19 protein-coding genes and 1 riboswitch are annotated in these 20672 nt (G+C 55.0%); of the genes, 11 read left to right on the forward strand and 8 right to left on the reverse strand.

Going from position 1 to position 20672, the window contains the following annotated elements:
- Window positions 1–548: 548 nt before the first annotated feature.
- Window positions 549–3341: a bifunctional aconitate hydratase 2/2-methylisocitrate dehydratase gene (locus tag AC5EFR_RS14745; RefSeq protein ID WP_493576550.1), complete on the forward strand. Its 2793-nt coding sequence runs from the start codon at window positions 549–551 to the stop codon at window positions 3339–3341.
- 168 nt (window positions 3342–3509) lie between these two features.
- Here AC5EFR_RS14745 and AC5EFR_RS14750 read toward each other — a convergent pair whose 3' ends face one another.
- The 3 genes from AC5EFR_RS14750 to cobU are packed head-to-tail and all read right to left on the reverse strand — an operon-like array spanning window position 3510 to window position 5795.
- Window positions 3510–4262, reverse strand: a complete 753-nt coding sequence (locus AC5EFR_RS14750; RefSeq protein WP_493576551.1) for an adenosylcobinamide-GDP ribazoletransferase — start codon at window positions 4260–4262, stop codon at window positions 3510–3512.
- Window positions 4259–5275 (reverse strand): nicotinate-nucleotide--dimethylbenzimidazole phosphoribosyltransferase, encoded by a 1017-nt coding sequence (gene cobT / locus AC5EFR_RS14755; RefSeq protein ID WP_493576552.1) that lies wholly within the window; start codon window positions 5273–5275, stop codon window positions 4259–4261. The genes AC5EFR_RS14750 and cobT overlap by 4 nt, the downstream gene beginning before the upstream one ends.
- Window positions 5259–5795, reverse strand: a complete 537-nt coding sequence (gene cobU, locus AC5EFR_RS14760; protein ID WP_493576553.1) for a bifunctional adenosylcobinamide kinase/adenosylcobinamide-phosphate guanylyltransferase — start codon at window positions 5793–5795, stop codon at window positions 5259–5261. The genes cobT and cobU overlap by 17 nt, the downstream gene beginning before the upstream one ends.
- A gap of 57 nt (window positions 5796–5852) precedes the next feature.
- Here cobU and AC5EFR_RS14765 point away from each other — a divergent pair, with 57 nt between their 5' ends.
- The 5 genes from AC5EFR_RS14765 to bluB are packed head-to-tail and all read left to right on the forward strand — an operon-like array spanning window position 5853 to window position 9752.
- Window positions 5853–6416: a histidine phosphatase family protein gene (locus tag AC5EFR_RS14765; protein WP_493576554.1), complete on the forward strand. Its 564-nt coding sequence runs from the start codon at window positions 5853–5855 to the stop codon at window positions 6414–6416.
- Window positions 6407–7222, forward strand: a complete 816-nt coding sequence (locus AC5EFR_RS14770) for a GHMP family kinase ATP-binding protein (protein ID WP_493576555.1) — start codon at window positions 6407–6409, stop codon at window positions 7220–7222. Before AC5EFR_RS14765 ends, AC5EFR_RS14770 begins: the two co-directional genes overlap by 10 nt.
- A complete protein-coding gene (gene cbiB, locus AC5EFR_RS14775) occupies window positions 7219–8154 on the forward strand; it encodes an adenosylcobinamide-phosphate synthase CbiB (RefSeq protein ID WP_493576556.1) in 936 nt (311 codons plus the stop codon). Before AC5EFR_RS14770 ends, cbiB begins: the two co-directional genes overlap by 4 nt.
- A 12-nt stretch (window positions 8155–8166) precedes the next feature.
- On the forward strand, window positions 8167–9132 hold the full coding sequence (gene cobD, locus AC5EFR_RS14780) for a threonine-phosphate decarboxylase CobD (RefSeq protein WP_493576557.1): 966 nt from the start codon (window positions 8167–8169) through the stop codon (window positions 9130–9132).
- Window positions 9129–9752: a 5,6-dimethylbenzimidazole synthase gene (bluB, locus tag AC5EFR_RS14785; RefSeq protein WP_493576558.1), complete on the forward strand. Its 624-nt coding sequence runs from the start codon at window positions 9129–9131 to the stop codon at window positions 9750–9752. The genes cobD and bluB overlap by 4 nt, the downstream gene beginning before the upstream one ends.
- Here the strand turns inward: bluB and AC5EFR_RS14790 are convergent.
- The 5 genes from AC5EFR_RS14790 to AC5EFR_RS14810 all read right to left on the reverse strand — a co-directional run bounded on the left by AC5EFR_RS14790 (window position 9749) and on the right by AC5EFR_RS14810 (window position 13885).
- Window positions 9749–11197: a cobyric acid synthase gene (locus tag AC5EFR_RS14790; RefSeq protein ID WP_493576559.1), complete on the reverse strand. Its 1449-nt coding sequence runs from the start codon at window positions 11195–11197 to the stop codon at window positions 9749–9751. The two genes, bluB and AC5EFR_RS14790, sit on opposite strands and share 4 nt — an antisense overlap.
- A complete protein-coding gene (locus tag AC5EFR_RS14795; RefSeq protein WP_493576560.1) occupies window positions 11194–11541 on the reverse strand; it encodes a Lin0512 family protein in 348 nt (115 codons plus the stop codon). The genes AC5EFR_RS14790 and AC5EFR_RS14795 overlap by 4 nt, the downstream gene beginning before the upstream one ends.
- Window positions 11542–11883, reverse strand: coding sequence for a Lin0512 family protein (locus AC5EFR_RS14800; RefSeq protein ID WP_493576561.1), 342 nt, complete (start codon window positions 11881–11883; stop codon window positions 11542–11544).
- Window positions 11884–12034: 151 nt separating this feature from the next.
- The gene (cobO, locus tag AC5EFR_RS14805; protein ID WP_493576562.1) at window positions 12035–12643 is read right to left on the reverse strand and encodes a cob(I)yrinic acid a,c-diamide adenosyltransferase; all 609 of its coding nucleotides are present in this window, start codon (window positions 12641–12643) and stop codon (window positions 12035–12037) included.
- A gap of 69 nt (window positions 12644–12712) precedes the next feature.
- A complete protein-coding gene (locus AC5EFR_RS14810) occupies window positions 12713–13885 on the reverse strand; it encodes an NnrS family protein (protein ID WP_493576563.1) in 1173 nt (390 codons plus the stop codon).
- A gap of 39 nt (window positions 13886–13924) precedes the next feature.
- Window positions 13925–14130, forward strand: a riboswitch (cobalamin riboswitch).
- An 89-nt stretch (window positions 14131–14219) separates the two neighbouring features.
- On the opposite strand from AC5EFR_RS14810, the gene AC5EFR_RS14815 reads away from it, so the two are divergent.
- From AC5EFR_RS14815 to AC5EFR_RS14835, 5 genes are read left to right on the forward strand one after another with little or no spacing between them, the layout of a single operon-like run.
- Complete coding sequence (locus AC5EFR_RS14815) at window positions 14220–14594, forward strand: DUF1636 family protein (protein ID WP_493576564.1); 375 nt, start codon at window positions 14220–14222, stop codon at window positions 14592–14594.
- On the forward strand, window positions 14587–15621 hold the full coding sequence (gene cobW, locus AC5EFR_RS14820) for a cobalamin biosynthesis protein CobW (protein WP_493576565.1): 1035 nt from the start codon (window positions 14587–14589) through the stop codon (window positions 15619–15621). The genes AC5EFR_RS14815 and cobW overlap by 8 nt, the downstream gene beginning before the upstream one ends.
- Before the next feature lie 6 nt (window positions 15622–15627).
- Window positions 15628–18873: a cobaltochelatase subunit CobN gene (cobN, locus tag AC5EFR_RS14825; protein ID WP_493576566.1), complete on the forward strand. Its 3246-nt coding sequence runs from the start codon at window positions 15628–15630 to the stop codon at window positions 18871–18873.
- Window positions 18870–20042 carry a precorrin-3B synthase gene (cobG, locus tag AC5EFR_RS14830; RefSeq protein WP_493576567.1) on the forward strand — a complete coding sequence of 391 codons (1173 nt, stop codon included), beginning with the start codon at window positions 18870–18872 and terminating at the stop codon, window positions 20040–20042. Before cobN ends, cobG begins: the two co-directional genes overlap by 4 nt.
- Window positions 20043–20672: a precorrin-8X methylmutase gene (locus tag AC5EFR_RS14835; protein WP_493576568.1), complete on the forward strand. Its 630-nt coding sequence runs from the start codon at window positions 20043–20045 to the stop codon at window positions 20670–20672.

Consider the following 20672-nt stretch of genomic DNA (forward strand, 5'->3'; position numbering starts at 1 on the left):
ACGAGGAAATCAATGCGTTCTGAGGCTAGCCCTCACTTCGTTTAAAACATCCGCATACAGGATCGGAGATGCCGCTCTCTTAAGGCCGCGACACGAAGACACGCGGAACGGGCAGTTGTGGTTTGACCGTCAATCCGCGCACAAAAGGGTATCGGAGACGCTTACATACTCTCCGACTCGGTATCGCGATTTAACTCACCCGAGGAACTGGACAACCATATGCTGAAATGAGGCTCGTCAGCAAAAGTTGAGGGCAAATCGCAGATGTCATTGATGGAAGTGAGTGACCAGTTACAAAATGCGGTATTTCGCCCCTTTCTTTAACATGACTCGTCAAGTATCGACTGTCTCAGACTGACCGAAGCGGTCCGGAAACCAAGTTGATAACAGCTTATTTCTTGGGCGCGGGCCTATGTCGCGGGCTGACATGTTGCAACTTGAGACAACTTGGTATACTTCGGCATACAATGAATTTGAGCATCAACGAGGCAGAGGTGCCGAAGAGCGGATGCTTGACCTAAACCAAACACCAAACTGTTGGATTCATCATGAGCTTGTACACCGACTACCTGACTGAGATTGCCACACGTAAAGAGCAAGGGTTGCACCCCAAGCCCATCGATGATGGCGCGCTTGTTGGCGAACTCATCTCGCAAATCAAAGACTCTGGTAATGAGCACCGCGACGAGTCCCTGAACTTCTTCATTTATAACACCCTGCCCGGTACAACCAACGCCGCTGGCGTCAAAGCGGCGTTCTTGAAAGAGATCATTCTAGGCGACACGGTTGTTGCGGAAATCACCCCAACCTTTGCCTTTGAATTGCTGTCGCACATGAAGGGCGGCCCATCGATCGACGTGCTGCTCGATCTGGCGCTTGGCGACAACGCAGATATTGCAAAGCAAGCTGCCGAGGTTTTAAAAACGCAAGTTTACCTCTACGAAGCCGATACCGAGCGTTTGAAGACAGCCTATGAGGCGGGCAATGCCATCTCCAAAGAACTGCTAGAAAGCTACGTTCAGGCCGAGTTCTTTACCAAGCTTCCGGACATCGACGAAGAAATCAAAGTTGTCACCTATATCGCCGCCGAAGGGGATATTTCGACGGACCTTCTGTCACCGGGCAACCAAGCACACTCGCGTGCTGACCGTGAATTGCACGGCAAATGCATGATCTCTGAGGACGCACAGAAAGAAATCGAAGCGTTGAAGGTCAAGCACCCCGAAGCGCGCGTCATGCTGATCGCGGAAAAAGGCACCATGGGCGTTGGCTCGTCGCGGATGTCTGGCGTGAACAACGTCGCCCTCTGGACCGGCAAGCAAGCCTCGCCTTATGTTCCCTTTGTGAACTACGCGCCGATCATCGCGGGCACCAATGGCATTTCGCCGATCTTCCTCACCACCGTTGGCGTGACCGGCGGGATCGGTGTCGATCTGAAAAACTGGGTGAAAAAGGTTGATGAAGACGGCAAGCCGATCCTGAACAACGATGGCAACCCGATCCTTGAGCAGAAATATTCGGTTGAAACCGGTACTGTTCTGACCATCAACACCAAAGACAAAAAGCTCTACTCTGCTGATGGTAGCGATGAGCTTGTTGATATGGCTGGGTCCTTCTCACCGCAGAAGATGGAATTCATGAAGGCCGGTGGCTCCTATGCCATCGTCTTTGGTAAAAAGCTTCAGACATTTGCCGCTGAGACCCTTGGTGTCGAAGCACCTCTGGTTTTCGCTCAGTCCAAGGAGATCAGCCATGAGGGCCAAGGCCTAACCGCGGTTGAGAAAATCTTTAACGCCAACGCGCGTGGCGCCACGCCGGGCAAAACCCTGCATGCCGGATCGGACGTTCGTGTCGCGGTCAACATTGTTGGTTCGCAGGACACCACCGGTCTGATGACCATGCAGGAACTCGAAGCGATGGCCGCAACCGTCGTGTCGCCAAGCGTTGATGGGGCCTATCAGTCTGGCTGTCACACAGCATCGGTTTGGGACCTCAAGGCCCAGGCCAACACCCCTCGCCTAATGAAGTTCATGAATGACTTTGGTCTGGTGACAGGTCGTGACCCCAAAGGGTCTTACCACGCGATGACCGACGTTATTCACAAGGTTCTGAATGACATCACCGTCAGCGACTGGGATGTGATCATCGGCGGCGACAGCCACACTCGTATGTCCAAAGGCGTGGCCTTTGGGGCCGACTCGGGCACCGTGGCTTTGGCTCTGGCAACCGGAGAATCCTCGATGCCGATCCCTGAATCGGTCAAGGTGACCTTCAAGGGTAAGATGGCCGATCACATGGATTTCCGTGACGTGGTTCACGCCACTCAGGCCCAGATGTTGCAGCAACATGGCGACAACGTCTTCCAAGGTCGCGTGATCGAGGTTCATATCGGCACGCTTCTGGCGGACCAAGCCTTTACCTTCACCGACTGGACAGCCGAAATGAAGGCCAAAGCATCGGTCTGTATCTCGGATGATGACACGCTGATCGGCTCGCTTGAGCTGGCCAAATCGCGCATCCAGATCATGATCGACAAAGGCATGGAGCATGACAACGGCATGCTGGCTTCGCTGATCGCCAAGGCCGACGCACGGATCGCCGAAATCAAATCCGGTGAAAAGCCTGCGCTGCGCCCAGATGACAACGCCAAGTATTTCGCTGAGGTTGTTGTTGATCTTGACCTGATCAACGAACCAATGATCGCCGACCCGGACGTCAACAACATCGACGTGTCCAAGCGCTATACCCACGATACAATCCGCCCAATTTCGTACTACAAAGCCGAGAAAAAAGTGGATCTGGGTTTTGTTGGCTCCTGTATGGTTCACAAAGGCGATATCAAGATCGTGGCACAGATGCTTCGCAACCTTGAGAACGCCAATGGAACCGTTGAGTTCAAGGCACCTCTGGTCGTCACCGCGCCGACCTACAACATCATTGATGAGTTGAAGGCCGAGGGCGATTGGGAAGTTTTGCAGAAGTATTCGGGCTTTGAATTCGATGACGCGGCCCCTAAAACCGCGGCGCGGACCGAGTATGAGAACATTCTCTACCTCGAACGTCCGGGCTGTAACCTCTGCATGGGTAACCAGGAAAAAGCCGCCAAAGGCGACACCGTACTGGCCACATCGACCCGCCTCTTCCAAGGCCGCGTCGTTGCGGATGCACCTGAGAAGAAAGGTGAATCCCTACTTGGCTCGACCCCGGTTGTTGTGCTCTCGGCAATCCTTGGCCGCACGCCAACAATTGAGGAATACAAAACCGCCGTTGAAGGTATCGACCTGACCAAGTTTGCTCCGCCGGTTCAAAAGCCTGCTGGCACACGTTCGGCACATTTCTAAGTCAAATCGCAAATCTATCGGACCTGACTGGTAGGTCCGGTAGATCTCGATTGATCAAGGCGGTTGAGGGCAGAAAATGAAAGAGCCGCATGGTTGTCCCATGCGGCTCTTTTCTTGTGGACGTCGCTCCGCAATTCCGGTGGTTAAGGCTTATTCCTATTTCAATGCTCAGACATAAAGCGATAGAGCCAACCATCCGGCGCATTCTGCGGCCAATTGTACGGCTCCCAACACATCACCGGTTTGGCCGCCGATGAGACGTTTGGCTTGAAACCCCAAGGCAAGCGACGCCAGTGCCATCGCAAACAGCACCGAAATTGCAGCCGATCCTAATGGGATGGTTGACAAAATCATCACCAACAAACCAGCCCATATCCGCCACCCACCGGTTTGCGAGGCATCGAACCCCATGCCGTCCTCACGCGCCGCTGGTAGGTACTCCTGAACGGCAAGCATGAAAAAGCGGCTACTGACCGCCATGGCCAAAACGGGCCAAATCATCATGCCCGATCCAAAAACCACGAACATAGCTTGGGCTTTTAGAGCCAAAGTCAGGCCCAACGCCAAGACACCGTAAGAGCCGATCCGGCTGTCACGCATGATTTCAAGGCGGCGGGCTTTGGTTTGTCCACCACCAAACCCGTCTGCCAGATCGGCCATGCCGTCTTCGTGCAAACCCCCGGTGAGCAGTACGCCAAATGCCACAACCAAAAGCGTGGTGATTGCGGAATGAAAACCCAAATGTGCCCCAAGGCAGGCAACCAGACCCATCAACAAACCAAGCGCCAAACCAACCAAAGGATAGGCCCATCTGGCGTCAGGAAGTGCGGGAACTGGCTCCGCCAAGGTGCCCATAGGCACCCGCGTCAACAACATGCCCGCCAGACGTAACTCTTTGATCCGGCGAGACACGACCTTCATCCTCCGGACACTCCGGCCTCGGCAAAGGTCGCCATTCCGTTGTGGCATTCAAGCGCGCTACGCAAAATACCCAAAGCCAACGCCGCTCCTGATCCTTCCCCCAGACGCATGTCAAAATCAAGGACAGGACGTTTGTTCATCGCTTCAAGAAGCCGCCGATGACCCGGTTCGACACTTTGGTGCCCAACCAAACAATGGTCCAGCAAACATGGGTCAACCGCATACAGGGGGGCGGTTGCGGCCGTGCAAATAAACCCATCAAGAAGCACCGGAATACGCGCCGCGCGCGCCGCAAGAACAGCACCGCAAATCGCGGCTTGTTCGCGCCCTCCCAAGGCCGCCAAAATGCCTAGACCGGTGGCCGAGCTATGCAAAGAAACGCCGCGGTCAACCGCCGAGACCTTGCGCATAACCCCGTCGTCATCAGAGCCAGTTCCACGTCCCACCCAATCCACGGCGTCGCCCCCAAAGACCGCGTTGGCCAAGGCGGCGGCCACCGTAGAATTGCCAATACCCATTTCACCAAGAATCAAAACCTTGGCCTGTGTGTCTACCGCCTCGGCCCCGGCTCGCATGGCCTTTAATGTGTCGGCTTCGCTCATGGCGGGGCCCGCGGTGAAGTCTTCTGTTGGGCGATTCAACTCAAGCGCAATGACCGACAAATCCGCGCCGTTCGCCCGGCACAATTGGTTGATTGCGGCTCCACCAGCTTCGAAGTTGGCAACCATCTGAACGGTAACCTCTTGTGGAAACGGGTTGACACCTTGGGCACAAACGCCGTGATTTCCCGCAAAAACAAGGGCCTGCGCCGAGTCGATTGTTGGGTTTTCCGTGCCTTGCCACCCGGCCATGAAGATCGCCAACTCTTCCAAACGACCCAAAGCGCCGGGTGGTTTGGTCAAGCTGTCTTGTCGGGTCCGCGCGGCCTCAGCCGCTGCTGTGTCGACCTCGGGCAAATCCGCCACCTGATCTTTTAGGGCCGCAAGCGTGCTCAATTCAAATTTCGATGTCATTCGGTTTCACCTTCATGGGATAGCCAGCCACGGCGAGATACAGCTCGTCGCAGGCCGCTGCAATGATCTGATTGACGCGGCCTGCTTCGTCTCGAAACTGACGCGCCAAAGCATTTTCGGGTACGATTCCCGCCCCGACTTCATTCGTCACGAGAATAACTGGAGCGTTTTGAGACGCGATGATCGTCGCCAAATCACCGGCGTTTTGTGCACAGTTTTCGTCGTTGTGCATCAGATTGGACACCCATAGGGTCAGACAATCGACCAAACGCGGCCCCTGCCCGTCTGTCTCTTGTAGCGCTTTCGCCAAATCCAACGGTTCGGCCACGGTGCGCCACTCGGGCCCACGCCGGTTCTGATGGGTCTTGATCCGCGCTTCCATTTCAGAATCAAACGCCTGCGCCGTGGCGATATAAATCGGCCCGGCTTGCATTTTCGTCGCCAAACGTTCGGTAACACGCTCGGCGATGACGCTTTTTCCTGATCGGGCCCCGCCCGTTACCAGTATCGACTTGCTCATGGCGACATGAGAAAGCAGAAACAGGCCGCAAACGAAAGAGGAATAACGACCGTGCAGATGAACGCAGCGACAGAGTTCACTTTCATCCGTCATGCCCCAGTCATTGGTGACGGGCGCATGTACGGGCGACGTGACGTTGCGGCCGATTGTTCTTCGGTCGGAACCTTTGACGCGTTGCGCGCCACACTTTCACAGTTTGATACCGTCTATTGCAGCCCGGCTTTACGCTGTGTGCAAACCCTAAACACCTTGCTGCCAGAGACGAGACCGACCCTCATTGATGCGCTATGGGAACAGGATTTTGGCGATTGGGAAGGGGTTCCCTACGGGGAATTACCGGATTTGGGTGAGATGGATAGCCCGGAACTTGCGGCGTTTTCACCACCAAATGGCGAAAGCTTTGATGATGTTTGCACAAGGGTTCAGGCGGTTTTAAACGCCGCCAATCCCGGCCGCACTTTGATCATCGCCCATGCCGGACCCATCCGCGCAGCCTTGTCCGTTGCCTTGGGCGGTGTATCCACCGCTTTGCGTTTTGACATCGCCAACCTGTCGGTGACCAGACTATCACGCCTATCTACGGGCGTTTTTAGCATCAAAGAGGTCAATCGATGTATATAAACACCTCAGTCGCCGGACATTTTGGGGAATTGTTGCAAGGTCGGTTAGGTCCACATGGTCCGGTTTCGCTTGTCTCTCTGCCCTGCCCTCTACTAACACTCAAGGCCCGTTCGAGACCATCCAATCACCTATCTGTCTATAGTCCGCAACGCGTGCTTTCGCTTCAGACCACACGATGCTTCCTCAATAGGATCGGCGTGCCAATAAACCAGCGCTTTACGCTACATAGTGACATGCCACCGGGTGGCGGCGCAGGTGCCTCTACAGCAAGCTTGATTGCTCTGGCAAAGCTTGCAAAATCCCCACTGTCTGACATGGAACTAGCCCGCGCCTGTCTCGATATTGAGGGAGCAACAGACCCGTTGATGTTTTCACATCCCGAACAAATGCTCTGGGCCTCACGTCAGGCTAACCTTGTACACCCGCTTCCGGCGCTCCCGAAATTTGAGGTTCTTGGTGGGTTTTACGGCCCTCACTGTCGCACAAACCCGCAAGACCAAAACTTTGCCGATATTTCAGATTTGGTCACCAAGTGGAAAGATGCGGCACAAGCGCAAAACCTAGGCGCAATTGCAAAACTAGCCACAGCATCAGCCAAGCGAAACTTGGCGATACGCGGTGACGCCTCGGATCCGACCCTAGATATTGCGAAAGACATCAATGCGCTAGGAATCGTCATAGCGCATACCGGGGCGGCCCGTGGTTTCATTTTCGCGCCCAATACCGTCCCGAAAGCGGCCAAATCACATCTGGTTGCAGCAGGCTTCTCAACCATTGTTCACTTCAAGGCGGGTGGTCAGAGATGAGTTTTGCATTGGCCATGATTGTTGCCTTGGCAATTGACGCTTTGGTCGGCTGGCCCAATTGGCTTTTTCAGCGCATCGGGCATCCCGTGACATGGATCGGGACCGCTATTTCAGTATTGGAAGGCCTTTGGAACTCCGGGTCGCCTATAAACCGGTTTTTGCTGGGCTGCCTCACAACGGGTCTCATAGTAGGGGGCGCTATGCTTGCGGCGGTTGCCGTCACCTATGCTTTGCCAGACACATGGCTTGGCACTCTGCTGTCTGGTGTCCTCGCTTGGCCACTGGTCGCGGCGCGTTCGATGTTCACTCATGTCCAAGATGTCGCCCGTCCATTGACAGCGGGGCATTTGCCAAAGGCACGACATGCGGTTTCGATGATTGTTGGCCGTGACCCGACCGATCTGGACAGTGCCGGTATCACGCGCGCCACTTTGGAAAGCCTCGCGGAAAACACCTCTGATGGCATTGTCGCGCCGATCTTTTGGGGGGCTTTGTTCGGCTTGCCCGGCATTGCCGCCTACAAAGCCATCAACACCTTGGATTCAATGATTGGCCACCGCAACGACCGGTATGAGTATTTCGGAAAATGCGCGGCCCGGCTTGATGATGTGGTCAATCTTCTGCCTTCGCGTCTAACCGGTCTTTTGTTCGCGCTCATCTCACCTCTCCCCTTAGAAGCCTTGCGCTGTATCAGGGCCGACGCGCGTTACCACCGATCCCCGAATGCCGGTTGGCCGGAGGCGGCTCTTGCCGGGGCCTTGGCGGTGCGTCTATCTGGACCGCGGACATATGGCGCGATTACGACTGATGACCCGTGGGTCAACGGCGCATGTCCTGACCCCGAACCGCAGGATTTAGCGCGTGGTTTGCGGCTTTATACCTTTGCGTTGCTTGCATTGTCCTTTGGGCTTGCACTATGGGCCATGACCTAGGGAGGACAGCTTATGCGCGATCATGGCGGCAATATTGACGGGGCGCGTGCGCTTTACGGCGGCGCTTCGGAAGATTGGATTGATCTTTCAACCGGGATCAATCGCGTCCCCTACCCCGTGCCGGCGTTATCACCCCAAGCATGGCAAGCCTTGCCTACCCAAGCCGCCCTTGCCAGCCTGACACGCGCCGCGAAACAGGCCTATCGGGCTGAGGTCGACATTTTGCCCGTTGCAGGAGCACAGGCCGCAATCCAAATGATCCCCCGCCTGTTTCCGATCGGACAGGCGCGGGTGCTAAGCCCAACCTATAATGAACACGCCGCCTGTCTATTGGCCGCCGGGTGGAACGTAGAAGAGGTTGATAACCTAGACGCTTTGTCCGGGGCGGATTTGGCGGTTGTCGTCAATCCCAACAATCCTGACGGCCGCGAAACAACGCCGCAAACCCTCGTTGGTTTGGCGCAGCAGGTCGGACATTTGGTTGTAGATGAAAGCTTTGCCGATGCGCGCCCCGACCTAAGTGTCGTGCCACTTATGACCGGTTTGAAAAACCTTTTCGTTCTGCGTAGTTTTGGGAAGTTTTACGGTCTGGCAGGCCTACGACTTGGGTTTATTTTAGGACATTGTGATAGTGTCAAAGCCTTGTCCGCGATGTTCGGTCCTTGGCCCGTGTCCGGTATTGCCATCGAAACTGGCAGCCAAGCACTTTTGGATGACAATTGGGCGCGCCAAACTGTTGATCGCCTGCGCCAAGAGGTTGCCGAGATTGATGGCTTAGCGACCGGCTATGGTTGGACCGTTGTCGGAGGCACCGAGCTGTTCCGATTATATGACACCCCGAGCGCGACAAAGGCCCAAGCGCATTTGGCCCAAAACCACATCTGGAGCCGAATATTCCCTTGGTCAAAGGGCCTTATTCGACTTGGATTGCCCGGAACGACACACGAATGGACCCGATTGCGCGAGGCGATGGTATGAAGTTCGGTGACTCACATAGCGACACCCTCCAAGACCTTTTGACCTGGCGGCGTGACACACGGCACTTTAGGCCTGATGTGGTGCCCGATGATACCTTGAGCAAATTGCAGTTAGCCATGACCCTTGCCCCATCGGTTGGCAATGCCCGTCCTTGGCGCGTCTTGTCGGTGGCCTCACCCGAGAAACGACAACATGTTCGCTCAGAGTTTCAACGCTGCAACGCCGAGGCGGAAACCCAATATGACAACGCCGCCAAGGCCGAATACCGCAAGTTAAAACTGGCTGGCCTCGATATTGCCCCGGTTCAATTGGCCGTCTTTACCGACACAGCCCCCGAGGAAGGTCGGGGCTTGGGGCGCCACTCGATGCCGGAAACCTTGGAACAATCGACATCCATGGCAATATTCAGCCTGTGGCTTATGGCGCGCAGTCTCAATTTAGGGGTCGGCATGGTCTCCATACTTGACCCGCGCCAGATTGAAACGATTTTTGAAACCCCCGACACATGGCGGTTCAGCGCCTATTTGTGTATTGGATACCCGAGTTTTGACGATGACACGCCGCTTTTGCACAAAGTTGGCTGGCAGGAAAACACAGACACGGTTTGGACAAAGGTTTAATCTGCGGTTGCCAAGAGACCATCAATGTCCAAATGCCGCTCCATATACTCCGCCAAATCGTCTAATGCTTGCTCGACTGTCTGGCCGTATGGGGACGCGCCCGCCTTTACCCCTAGCGATTGTAAAAAGGCCGATCGGAACGTGTCGGACCTAAACAATCCATGCAGATAGGTTCCGATGACTTGGCCGTTGGGTGAAATCGCGCCTTCGGGCATCCCATTAATTTCGGCGAAAGGCGAAAGGCGGTCTGGCCCATGACATCGTCCAATATGGATTTCATACCCATCCACCATCGTCCCAGTCGCGCAGTGCTTTGCCGTCACCTGCGTGAGCTGTTTGCTTGGTGTCATTTCGGTTTCGATATCCAATAGACCAAGCCCGGCATCCGTTCCCGGCGCGCCCTCTATCCCCAATGGATCTGATATCAGGGTACCAAGCATTTGATACCCGCCACAAATTCCCAACACTTGCCCACCGCGTCGCACATGGGCCACAAGGTCGATATCCCAGCCTTGCTTGCGAACAAAAGCAAGGTCACCACGCGTGGACTTGCTTCCTGGAATAATCACCAAATCGGTATCACCGGGGATGGCCTCGCCGGGGGATAACATCGTCAGGTCAACGCCCGGTTCTTGTGCCAAGGGATCAAGGTCATCGAAATTGGCAATGCGCGACAGGCGTAAACACACCACCCGCAAACCCGCTCCCTTGGCGCGTTTCGGAAGGTCTAACGCGTCCTCAGCAGGCAGCTTATAGGCATCATTGAAGAACGGAAGAACACCAAATCCAGACCATCCACTGGTATCTTCAATCAAAGAGTACCCCTCATCAAATAGGCTCGGATCGCCGCGAAACTTATTGATCAAAAACCCTTTTATCAGGTTTTCGTCCTCAACATCCAACACAGTTTTTGTGCCAATTATTTGGGCAATCACCCCGCCCCGATCAATATCGCCGACAAGTATTACCGGCACATCAGCGGCCTGAGCAAACCCCATATTGGCAATGTCACCAGCGCGTAAGTTTACTTCCGCCGGGCTACCAGCCCCTTCGACAAGCACAAGATCATAGATGGATTTTAGCCTATTGAAACTTTCCAAAACCGCGGCCAACAATGTCGGTTTAAGCTTTGAGTATTCCCTGGCTTTACATGTAGTTAGTCGCTGCCCCTGAACCACGACCTGAGCACCGACATCAGTTTCGGGTTTGAGCAAAACCGGGTTCATATCCGTGTGCGGTTCAAGTCCACAGGCCAGTGCTTGCAAGGCTTGCGCCCGTCCGATTTCTCCACCGTCCAGTGTAACAGCGGCATTGTTGGACATATTTTGTGGCTTGAAAGGTGCAACGGTCAACCCACGGCGCCGGGCGGCCCGACACAGGCCTGCCACCAACATGGATTTTCCCACATTAGACCCGGCCCCTTGGATCATCAGGGCCTTACTCATTCAATAACATCTTTCGGATCAAGAAAGGCCTCAACGGCTGCCGACGCAACGACAACCGTGTTGCCGCTATTAGGGTTGGTAACATCCAAACCACCTAGGACCGCTTTGACCGTGGCATTGCCACGCGGCAAGATTTTGGCCAAGGCATCACAATTCACCAAGTCAGGTTTTTGAACACCGACAGTGACTTGAACGACCATCTTTGAGTGATCGACGCCCAATGTCTCAAACATTGGGATAGAGGAATGCCGGATGGCGTCTTCGATCGCACGTCCCGCAGCCTTGGTATAATCCTGACCGTATTGATCGTTTCCGGTGCCCATTTCGATGATGAAACGCTGCATTTACCCCTCCATCTCAAAACTAACAGAAATCGCCACATTGGCCATCACAGTTGGGTTGCCACCATCGGCGCGCGGAATATCCAATCCGCCGCGAACCACATGAACCTTGGGCTGACCGTAAGGGAAAACCGCTTCAACCTGGCCAACATCAACGGCACTCGGATTGGCAACACCAATTTCGACGTCAATCAACATGTCCCCCTTGGGGCGACCAAATAATTCGGCCAAATTGATAGAGTTGTGCCAAAGGGCATTTTTGACCGCACGAACCGATGCCTCGGTGTAATCTTGACGACGCAAGGAAGTGCCCAATCCAAACTCGGTCAACATACGTTTTTTCATGTCTGTTCCTTTTCATGGCGTTACGCCACAAAGAGTATCTTTGATCAAAGGTGTTTTAGCTTCATCAAAAGCGTCAGGGCCTCTGCAAAAACCGCCGGTTGCCGAACGATCAAATCCCAATACCCTCGCATATGCGTTGCCTTTGACGTGCTTAAAACTCTACGCCTTTTTGGCCTTTGATACCCGAACGGAACGGGTGTTTGACCAAGGTCATTTCGGTGACCAGATCGGCGATTTCGATCAATTCCTCTTTGGCATTGCGACCGGTTAAAACCACATGGGTCATCTCTGGCTTTTCATCCCGCAAAAAGGCAACAACCTCGTCAACATCAAGGTAATCATAGCGCAGCGCAATGTTGATTTCATCGAGCAGGACCATTTTGATTTCGGGATTGCGGATAAGCTCCTTGGCCTTTTCCCAGCCCTTTTTCGCCGCCGCGATGTCGCGGGTTTTGTCTTGGGTTTCCCATGTAAACCCTTCGCCCATCGCATAAAACTGACAAAGCTCACTAAAGTTCGCCTCGATCAAAGTCCGCTCACCAGTTTGCCACGCGCCTTTGATGAATTGAACCACTGCACAGGGCATGTCATGGGCAATACACCGCAATATCATCCCAAAACCAGAGGAAGATTTTCCCTTACCCGGCCCGGTGTGTACGATGATCAGACCCTTTTCGCCCTCTTTGCTGGCCATGATTTTGTCACGCGCGGCTTTCTTCTTGGCCATTTTCATTGCGTGGCGGTCGGTATCGTCGCTCATCCGGGTTCTCCTGCTTGCGGCTCAGGATCGGAGTTGAAACGCAGCCAGAACGTGCTGTCAATGGTCGCTCTAGATCGTCGCTCGTTTTTGCCGGGTACCACTAAAGATTGGACGTGGAATGGGGCTGTTTTTCCGTGGCCAAACTGTCACCAAGAACATCCCCCACGCCAAAACCCAGACCCAATAGGAGATCATAACCGCGTCAGCAAGCCGGCAAAAAATCGCGATTTGCAGGAACAAAAATGCCGCAAACACCCCTGGCCCAGTTGTTAGACCGGCTTCAGTGCGACGCGCATGGGGACGTGCCATCACCGCCATTATCAAACTCGACAGTGCCCCCATTATAGGGGCGTGGGTTGTAGAAGAAAAACTTAGAGGAGAGAGATCGAAAAGTTCTAAAACAACGGCCCAAAGTCCGATTGGAACCCAAAACACGCCAACGCAGGTCATTATGATCAACCCCTGCCCTTTGGCCCATTTCAGAGGCCAATTCGCACATTGGATTGTTAAACACATCGCGCCGATCAAAAAGACCAGACGCGCCATCAATACCCCATCCGCAAGTTCAAAAAATGCGACGATCAAAAGCAACGGAGCAAAAACCGCTATCCACGTCAGCCAGCGTTGATCTGGCTTAACCGTTTCGCCGTTTCGCTGCGCCTGTGATTGCAAAAACCCATAACCCATTCTGGTGCCGACGACGGTTAGCAACGAAACAAAAAGCCAAATCACCAAGAGAGGTTCTCCGAAATCAGGAGCACTCGACACCCCGGCAACACAGCCCGCGATCAATAAAAAGGCAATATAGGCCCAGATTTTGGCAGCGGCCCCCATTAGGGCCTCGCTGATCAACACAGCTGCACAAGACCAAAACACCGCCGCATTCACGACCGCGACACACCAATCTGGTAGATAGCTTGCAAAATACATGGCAAGCCTTGCCGAAACCCATAAACCGGCCATCGCTTTGACAGGCCACCCCGCGACCGGTGCCCGCCCTGTCCAACTGCTGATCGCTGAGGGTAAATACCCAAGGAGAGCTGCGCTCCCTAACCCGATGACCATCTCGTGTATGTGCCAATTCATCGGATTGGGCACGCTCATAAGAGCAAACTGAACGACCCAAATTGTCACCGACAAAATTGCCCAAATCGCCGTTAGCGGGAACATGATCCGATAAGATGCCCCCCAAATACCTGTTGCGGGCCAAATACGGTTTGACGTGTCGTTTTCAGTGTCCAATCTGCCCCCCTTGTCGCTTGACAATCAACGGTCCTCTGCCTCATGTGGCCTAACGTTGGTTCCTGTCGCAAGACAGGCGAAGAGGGAATGCGATAGATCAAAGTGATCCAAGCGCAGCCGCCCCCGCGACCGTGACCGGAGAGGTCGCCGCGCCACTGGTTTTTGACCGGGAAGGTGGGCGAGCCGCCGGGGCAAACGCCCCGATATCCGCAAGCCGGGAGACCTGCCAACGATGTGAATTGCAACGGGCGAACGGGGTGTTTCGCGTCCGGCTTTGGGGGCGTTGTCCTCATGCTGGCCTTCCCCTTTTTGTCTTACCAAAAGGACGGACTCCATGGCCGAGGTCACATTGACTGTTTGCACCACTTGCCGCGCAGGTGCCCCAACCGACGACACCGGCCCGCGCGCTGGTGCACAGCTGTTTGATGCACTAAACGCCGAAAACCTGCCTGAAAACGTCCAATTGCGCCCGGTCGAATGCCTATCCGCCTGTTCACGGGGCTGTTCGATGGTTTTGTCTGGCGGCCCGCAACGCTGGACCTATGTCTATGGCGACCTCGATGCGGCCGAGCATGTAGAAGACATCGTCAAAGGCGCAGCCGCCTATGCCGCCACCCAAGACGGGATCGTGCCGTGGCGCGAACGCCCGGTTATTTTCCGAAAACAATCCGTAGCCCGCATTCCGCCACAGGAGACCTCACATGACTGATCTGGCTAAAATCCCTGTTACCGTCGTTACTGGTTTCCTTGGTGCCGGGAAGACCACGCTCATTCGTCATTTAATGATGAACCCACAAGGCAAACGCCTTGCCGTTTTGGTCAACGAATTTGGTACTGCCGGTGTTGATGGCGACATCCTCAAAAGCTGCGCTGACGAAAACTGTCCTGAAAACAACATTATGGAGCTGGCCAATGGCTGCATCTGCTGCACGGTGGCAGATGATTTCATCCCAACCATCGAAGCCCTGATGGCCCTTCCCCAAAAGCCCGAGCATATTCTGATCGAAACCTCTGGTCTTGCGCTTCCCAAACCCTTGCTCAAGGCCTTTGAATGGCCCGCAATCAAGTCGCGGATCACCGTGGATGGCGTAATTGCATTAGCCGATGCCGAAGCGGTAGCCGCCGGTCAATTTGCCCCCGATCTCGATGCGGTACAGGCACAGCGTGAGGCGGATGACTCACTTGATCATGAAACCCCTCTGTCAGAGGTCTTTGAAGACCAGATTTCATGCGCAGATATTATTTTGCTGTCCAAAGCCGATTTGGCCGGTGAAAAAGGTATCGCCAAGGCGCGCAGTGTGATCGAAGCCGAGGCCCCTCGCAAACTTCCGATCATTCCAATGAGCGAAGGTGTGGTTGATCCGCGTATTGTGCTCGGCCTCAACGCCGCTGCTGAAGATGACCTTGATAGCCGACCTAGCCATCATGACGGGCACCATGATCACGAACATGACGATTTTGATAGCTTCGTTGTCGATCTCGGTGAAATCGCCAATCCGGAAGCTCTTCAGGCCAATATCGAACGCCTCGCCAAGGAACAAAACATTCTACGGGTAAAAGGTTACGTCGCTGTGCAGGGAAAGCCCATGCGGATGCTGGTTCAGGCCGTAGGTGCCCGAGTTCGTGCACAATTTGACCAACCGTGGGGCGCTCAGGAACGACGCACCCAGCTGGTTGTCATCGCCGAACATGATCACATAAATGAGTCTGCCATTCGCCAAGTGTTGGAGGCCTAAACCTTCATGCATGTCGTCTTTCGTGAAAGCCACGGGTTAGAAGAAACCGATACGCCACAAGATCTTGGGCAGACGCCTGCGGAACTTGTGGTGCTGTCGTTTTCTGACAGCGACCTTGGGGCCTTTGCGGCGGGATGGCACCGTGCCGAGGGCAGTTTACCCAGCTTAAGATTGGCCAATTTGGTGGCCCTGAAACACCCTTTGTCCGTCGATACTTATGTTGAACAAACATTGACCGGCGTTAAAGGGATTTTGGTGCGTTTGATTGGCGGTGAAAGCTACTGGCCCTATGGTATAGCGACGCTTCAGGATATAGCGCGCCGCAACGGTATTGCCCTCGCGGTTCTTCCCGCCGACGGACGTCACGATGCGCGTTTGGATGAGGTTTCGACGCTCCCTGTGTCGACGTTACGAAGTCTGCAAAACTTATGCGACGCAGGTGGTGCGGTTGCCGCTCAGGCGGCTTTGGCCCAAATGGCGCTTGCTGCGGGCCTATATGCTGGCCCGGTGGTCGGTGAAAAAACAGTTCCGGACATGGGATATTATCACCCCGGCTCCGGCATCGTTTCCGCGCCCACTTCATCCTGCAATCCATTGGTTATGATTAGTTTTTATCGTTCATACCTCACAGCCGCCGACACGTCACCCATTGATGGTTTGATCGCCGCATTCGAAGCCCGTGGATTTGACGCCGTTGGCGTGTTTGCTCCCAGCCTAAAATCGCCTCCAGCGGCCGTTTGGCTACGAACTCAAGCGTCTGAGTTACATCCTGTTGCCATCGTCAACGCGACGGCTTTTTCCGCCCAAGGAAGCGATGGATCGGCCTCGCCTCTGAATGAAACAGGGTGTCCGGTGTTTCAGGTAGCCTTGTCCACCGCGCGCAAAAAAGAGTGGGCGCAGGCGGATCGCGGTTTATCCCCTGCTGATTTGGCGATGCATGTGGTTTTGCCAGAAGTCGACGGCAGAATTTTTGCCGGTGTTGCCAGCTTCAAACAACCCGGCAAACAGGACCCCGATCTAGAATATTCGCGCTTTGCCCATCGAGGTCACCCATCGCGCATTGATGCAATTGCCGATCGTGTCGTCCGTTGGCACACTTTGCGGACCAAACCTGCGTCACAAAAAAACATAGCGGTGGTTTTATCGACCTATCCGGGGAAAACCCATCAACTTGCCCACGCCGTCGGGCTTGACGCTTTGGCTTCAGCTAATGAAATCCTGATGAGCTGCCAAGCTGCGGGGATTGCAACTGAGCTTCAAGACGATTTGGGAAAACGGTTGGGAACCGAGACGCTGAGCTGGCCTGTGTCGGCCTATCAAGAGGCTCTGACATCCCTGCCCCAATCCTTGCGCGACACTTTGCATGACGCTTGGGGACCTGTAGAAACAGATCCTCTTTTTTACGCGGGTGACCTAAGGTTTTCGGCCATTCGTGCAGGAAATGCCCTAATTGCGCTTCAACCGGAACGTGGCGATGTCGCAAGTCGCGTTGACGACTACCATGATTTAGACCGCACACCCCGGCATTCCTATGTCGCGTTTTACCTTTGGATGCGCCAACAAGTGGATGCCCTAATTCACGTTGGTGCTCATGGCACATTAGAATGGCTTCCGGGCAAAGCGGTTGCTTTGTCGGATGACTGCTGGCCCGAAGCGCTGATCCGTGATCTGCCGGTGATTTACCCTTTTATTGTCAACGATCCCGGTGAGGCAGCACAGGCCAAGCGACGGGTTTCAGCGGTAACGATCGGGCATTTACCCCCGCCCATGGCGCAAACCAAATTGCCCGAAGGCATGGGTCGTTTAGAAAGCCTATTGGACGAGTATTCAACCGCCGACGGGCTTGATCCGGCGCGCCGCGACCGTCTTGTCTCTGACATCCGGAGCGAGGCACAAGGCACCGGTGTTGAAGCCGATCTTGGCCTGACCGATGACACCAGCCCCGCCGAAGCCATCACACGCATTGACGCTTTTGTGTGTGACATCAAAGAAAGCCAATATGGCGAGGGCTTGCACATCTTTGGAACAGGTGACTGTGAAAATCAGGAAAAATCGGGCCTTCTCAGAGCGTTGAACGGTTATCTTGTCGATCCTGGCCCCTCAGGTTCGCCTTATCGCGGTCGCTCGGATGTGCTTCCTACAGGACGCAACTTATTCACCACAGACCCGCGTGCGGTACCGTCACGGTCGGCGCATGCACAAGGGGTCAAGCTCGCCGAAGAACTGTTGCGCCGCCACTTGCAAGACCACGGTGATTGGCCCAACGGCTTGGTTATTGACCTCTGGGGATCGGCCACCATGCGCACAGCTGGGGAAGAATTCGCCATGGCCCTACATTTGGCCGGTTTGGCCCCCAAATGGGATGATGGCTCCGAGCGCGTTGGCGGCTTTGAAGTGGTGCCTTTGGCCCTTCTGAACCGGCCTCGGATAGATATTACTCTGCGCGTCTCTGGCCTGTTTCGCGATGTCTTTCCGGGATTGGCGCAGTTGTTTGAAACGGCTGCAGCTGCACTTTCTCAACGCGACGAATCCGAGGCCGATAATCCCTACCTCTCCAAACAACCCCGCGTGTTTGGGCCACGACCCGGACTCTATGGATTGTCGATGGGTCAAAACTTGGACCTCTACACAGAAGAGGCACGCGCCGCCGCCGGTGAGGCGTGGTTGAATGCGTCAAGCCATTCCATTGATGCCAAAGGTAATATCACCCCTGCGCGCGATCAACTTGAACACCGCGTTAGGGCCGCAGATGCCTTTGTCCATTTGCAAGATTTGCCGGAAACAGACATTCTAATGGCCTCGGACTACGCTGCACATGAAGCCGGTTTTGCCGCCGCCGTGTCGCGGCTTGGTGGACAAAGGCCGGCTCTCTACCACCTTGACGCTACAACGCCCGACACGCCCGTCGCTCGGGACCTAACCGAGGAAATCGCACGCGTCACCCGCGCCCGCGCCGCCAACCCGGATTGGGTCACATCCATGATGCAACATGGGTTTCGCGGTGGTGCCGAGATCAGCGCGACTTTGGACCACATGGCCGCATTCGCCCATTTGGCCCAAGTGGTGCCGGCGCATCTTTTTGATATGTATTTCGAAGAGACATTGGGTCGTGACGATCTGGTCGACTTTCTCGAACGGGAAAACCCCGGTGCTCTCAAGGCGATGCGTGATCGGTTCTTGGCTCTTCAAGAGGCCGGACTATGGGTAACACGCCGCAATTCAATCATGGCGGCGTTGGAGGACAATCAATGAACACACCGATTGTCAAAGGGCCGATTGTTAAAGGCTGGTGTCCGGGGGCCTTGCGTCCGATGATGTCTGGGGACGGCCTTGTCGTCCGCATCCGCCCACCGTTTGGACGGGTGTCACAAAAACAAGCCGCCGCAATTGCCTTTGCTTCCGAGAAATTTGGAAACGGTTTGATAGACTTATCAACCCGAGCTAACATTCAAATGCGTGGAGTGTCAGAGGCATCGCACGCAGAGTTGATTACAACCCTTCAAGACGAGGGTCTCGTCGACAACGACCCGTTGATTGAGGCCCGCCGAAACGTCACGATGACCCCGTTTTGGTGTGACGGCGATGACACCTGGACCATTGCGCGCGCGTTGCAAACCGCGTTGACCGACACCAAGGCCCCCCAAACACCGGGCAAGTTCGGATTCGCGGTTGATTGCGGTCCTGCGCCGGTTTTGTCACAGACTGCTGCTGATATTCGGATTGAACGCAAGGGCGACGGCCCCCTGATAGTGCGCCCTGATGGCGTCAATTTGGCCGCAGTTGTGACACCCAGTACCGCCGCGCCGGTCGCTTTGGACCTTGCCCATTGGTTTTTGACGAGCGGGGGCGCATCGGGAAATCGCGGGCGCATGGCGCGACATGTCGCCAATGGTGCGGTGTTGCCATCGCATTTTTCACAACCGGTCGATCACGCCGATCCTTTTACCGCCCATCCGGGCGTGACCGATTGTGGTCAAATGCTTGCCTTGGAATTTGGCCAAATGACCGCGTCTCAACTGGCCCAACTCTCCGCATTTGGAACCTTGCGTATAACCCCTTGGCGCATGATTTTGGTCGAGAACGCCACGAAACCAATAGAGATCGACGGGCTTATCACCTCGGACAACGACCCAAGACTGCGTATATCGGCCTGTACCGGCGCGCCGGGCTGTCCGCAGGCCTTATCAGCCGTTCGCGACACGGCGCGCACAATTGCCCGGCAAATCACATCCAACCAAACGTTGCACATTTCGGGATGTAGCAAAGGCTGTGCACATACTCGGCGGGCTGACACGACCTTGGTTGCAACTGGGACAAATACCTTCAATCTGATCCGAAATGGCCTCGCTTCGGACCAGCCCGACATCACTGGCCTGACGCTGTCAGAGCTCCCCAAACACATCAAGAACAGAGGCATCTAAATGCCCCATACTTATGAGCAAAATGGCGCAGCCATTTACAAAGAGAGCTTTGCGACCATTCGCCGTGAAGCTGATCTGGATAGATTTAACAGCGACGAAGAACCCGTTGTCGTGCGTATGATCCATGCGCTTGGCTTGGTCGGCTTGGAAAAGCACATACACTTCTCGACCGGTATGGCGACGATGGCCCGCAAGGCCCTTCAAGACGGGGCCCCTGTGTTGTGCGACGTGCGTATGGTGTCAGAAGGGATTACGCGACCGCGGCTGCCGGCTGAGAATGAGATTATCTGCACACTTCAGGACCCACGCGTTCACGACATGGCCAAGGATATGGGGAATACCCGCTCGGCCGCAGCACTCGAACTCTGGCGCCCCCGGCTCGAAGGGGCCGTTGTGGCCATTGGCAACGCTCCGACGGCGTTATTTCATCTATTGAACATGCTCGAAGACCCGACATGTCCGCGCCCTGCCGCCATTATTGGCTGTCCTGTCGGATTTGTCGGCGCAGCAGAAAGCAAAGACGCATTGATGGCAGACCTGCCTGTTCCGTCCATGGTCTGTCAGGGGCGATTGGGCGGATCGGCCATAACAGTGGCCGCAGTCAACGCCTTGGCAAGTTGGAAGGAATAA

The organism is Pelagimonas sp. (genome assembly GCF_058892305.1).

What these genes read in the sequence shown, in the direction of transcription:
- AC5EFR_RS14765 (WP_493576554.1), top strand. Translation starts at nt 5,853, where the DNA reads ATGAACGCAGCGACAGAGTTCACTTTCATCCGTCATGCCCCAGTCATT.
- AC5EFR_RS14790 (WP_493576559.1), bottom strand. Translation starts at nt 11,197, where the DNA reads ATGAGTAAGGCCCTGATGATCCAAGGGGCCGGGTCTAATGTGGGAAAA.
- bluB (WP_493576558.1), top strand. Translation starts at nt 9,129, where the DNA reads ATGAAGTTCGGTGACTCACATAGCGACACCCTCCAAGACCTTTTGACC.
- AC5EFR_RS14835 (WP_493576568.1), top strand. Translation starts at nt 20,043, where the DNA reads ATGCCCCATACTTATGAGCAAAATGGCGCAGCCATTTACAAAGAGAGC.
- cobG (WP_493576567.1), top strand. Translation starts at nt 18,870, where the DNA reads ATGAACACACCGATTGTCAAAGGGCCGATTGTTAAAGGCTGGTGTCCG.
- AC5EFR_RS14795 (WP_493576560.1), bottom strand. Translation starts at nt 11,541, where the DNA reads ATGCAGCGTTTCATCATCGAAATGGGCACCGGAAACGATCAATACGGT.
- AC5EFR_RS14750 (WP_493576551.1), bottom strand. Translation starts at nt 4,262, where the DNA reads ATGAAGGTCGTGTCTCGCCGGATCAAAGAGTTACGTCTGGCGGGCATG.
- cobU (WP_493576553.1), bottom strand. Translation starts at nt 5,795, where the DNA reads ATGAGCAAGTCGATACTGGTAACGGGCGGGGCCCGATCAGGAAAAAGC.
- AC5EFR_RS14800 (WP_493576561.1), bottom strand. Translation starts at nt 11,883, where the DNA reads ATGAAAAAACGTATGTTGACCGAGTTTGGATTGGGCACTTCCTTGCGT.
- cobN (WP_493576566.1), top strand. Translation starts at nt 15,628, where the DNA reads ATGCATGTCGTCTTTCGTGAAAGCCACGGGTTAGAAGAAACCGATACG.
- AC5EFR_RS14770 (WP_493576555.1), top strand. Translation starts at nt 6,407, where the DNA reads ATGTATATAAACACCTCAGTCGCCGGACATTTTGGGGAATTGTTGCAA.
- AC5EFR_RS14745 (WP_493576550.1), top strand. Translation starts at nt 549, where the DNA reads ATGAGCTTGTACACCGACTACCTGACTGAGATTGCCACACGTAAAGAG.
- cobW (WP_493576565.1), top strand. Translation starts at nt 14,587, where the DNA reads ATGACTGATCTGGCTAAAATCCCTGTTACCGTCGTTACTGGTTTCCTT.
- cbiB (WP_493576556.1), top strand. Translation starts at nt 7,219, where the DNA reads ATGAGTTTTGCATTGGCCATGATTGTTGCCTTGGCAATTGACGCTTTG.
- cobO (WP_493576562.1), bottom strand. Translation starts at nt 12,643, where the DNA reads ATGAGCGACGATACCGACCGCCACGCAATGAAAATGGCCAAGAAGAAA.
- cobD (WP_493576557.1), top strand. Translation starts at nt 8,167, where the DNA reads ATGCGCGATCATGGCGGCAATATTGACGGGGCGCGTGCGCTTTACGGC.
- AC5EFR_RS14815 (WP_493576564.1), top strand. Translation starts at nt 14,220, where the DNA reads ATGGCCGAGGTCACATTGACTGTTTGCACCACTTGCCGCGCAGGTGCC.
- cobT (WP_493576552.1), bottom strand. Translation starts at nt 5,275, where the DNA reads ATGACATCGAAATTTGAATTGAGCACGCTTGCGGCCCTAAAAGATCAG.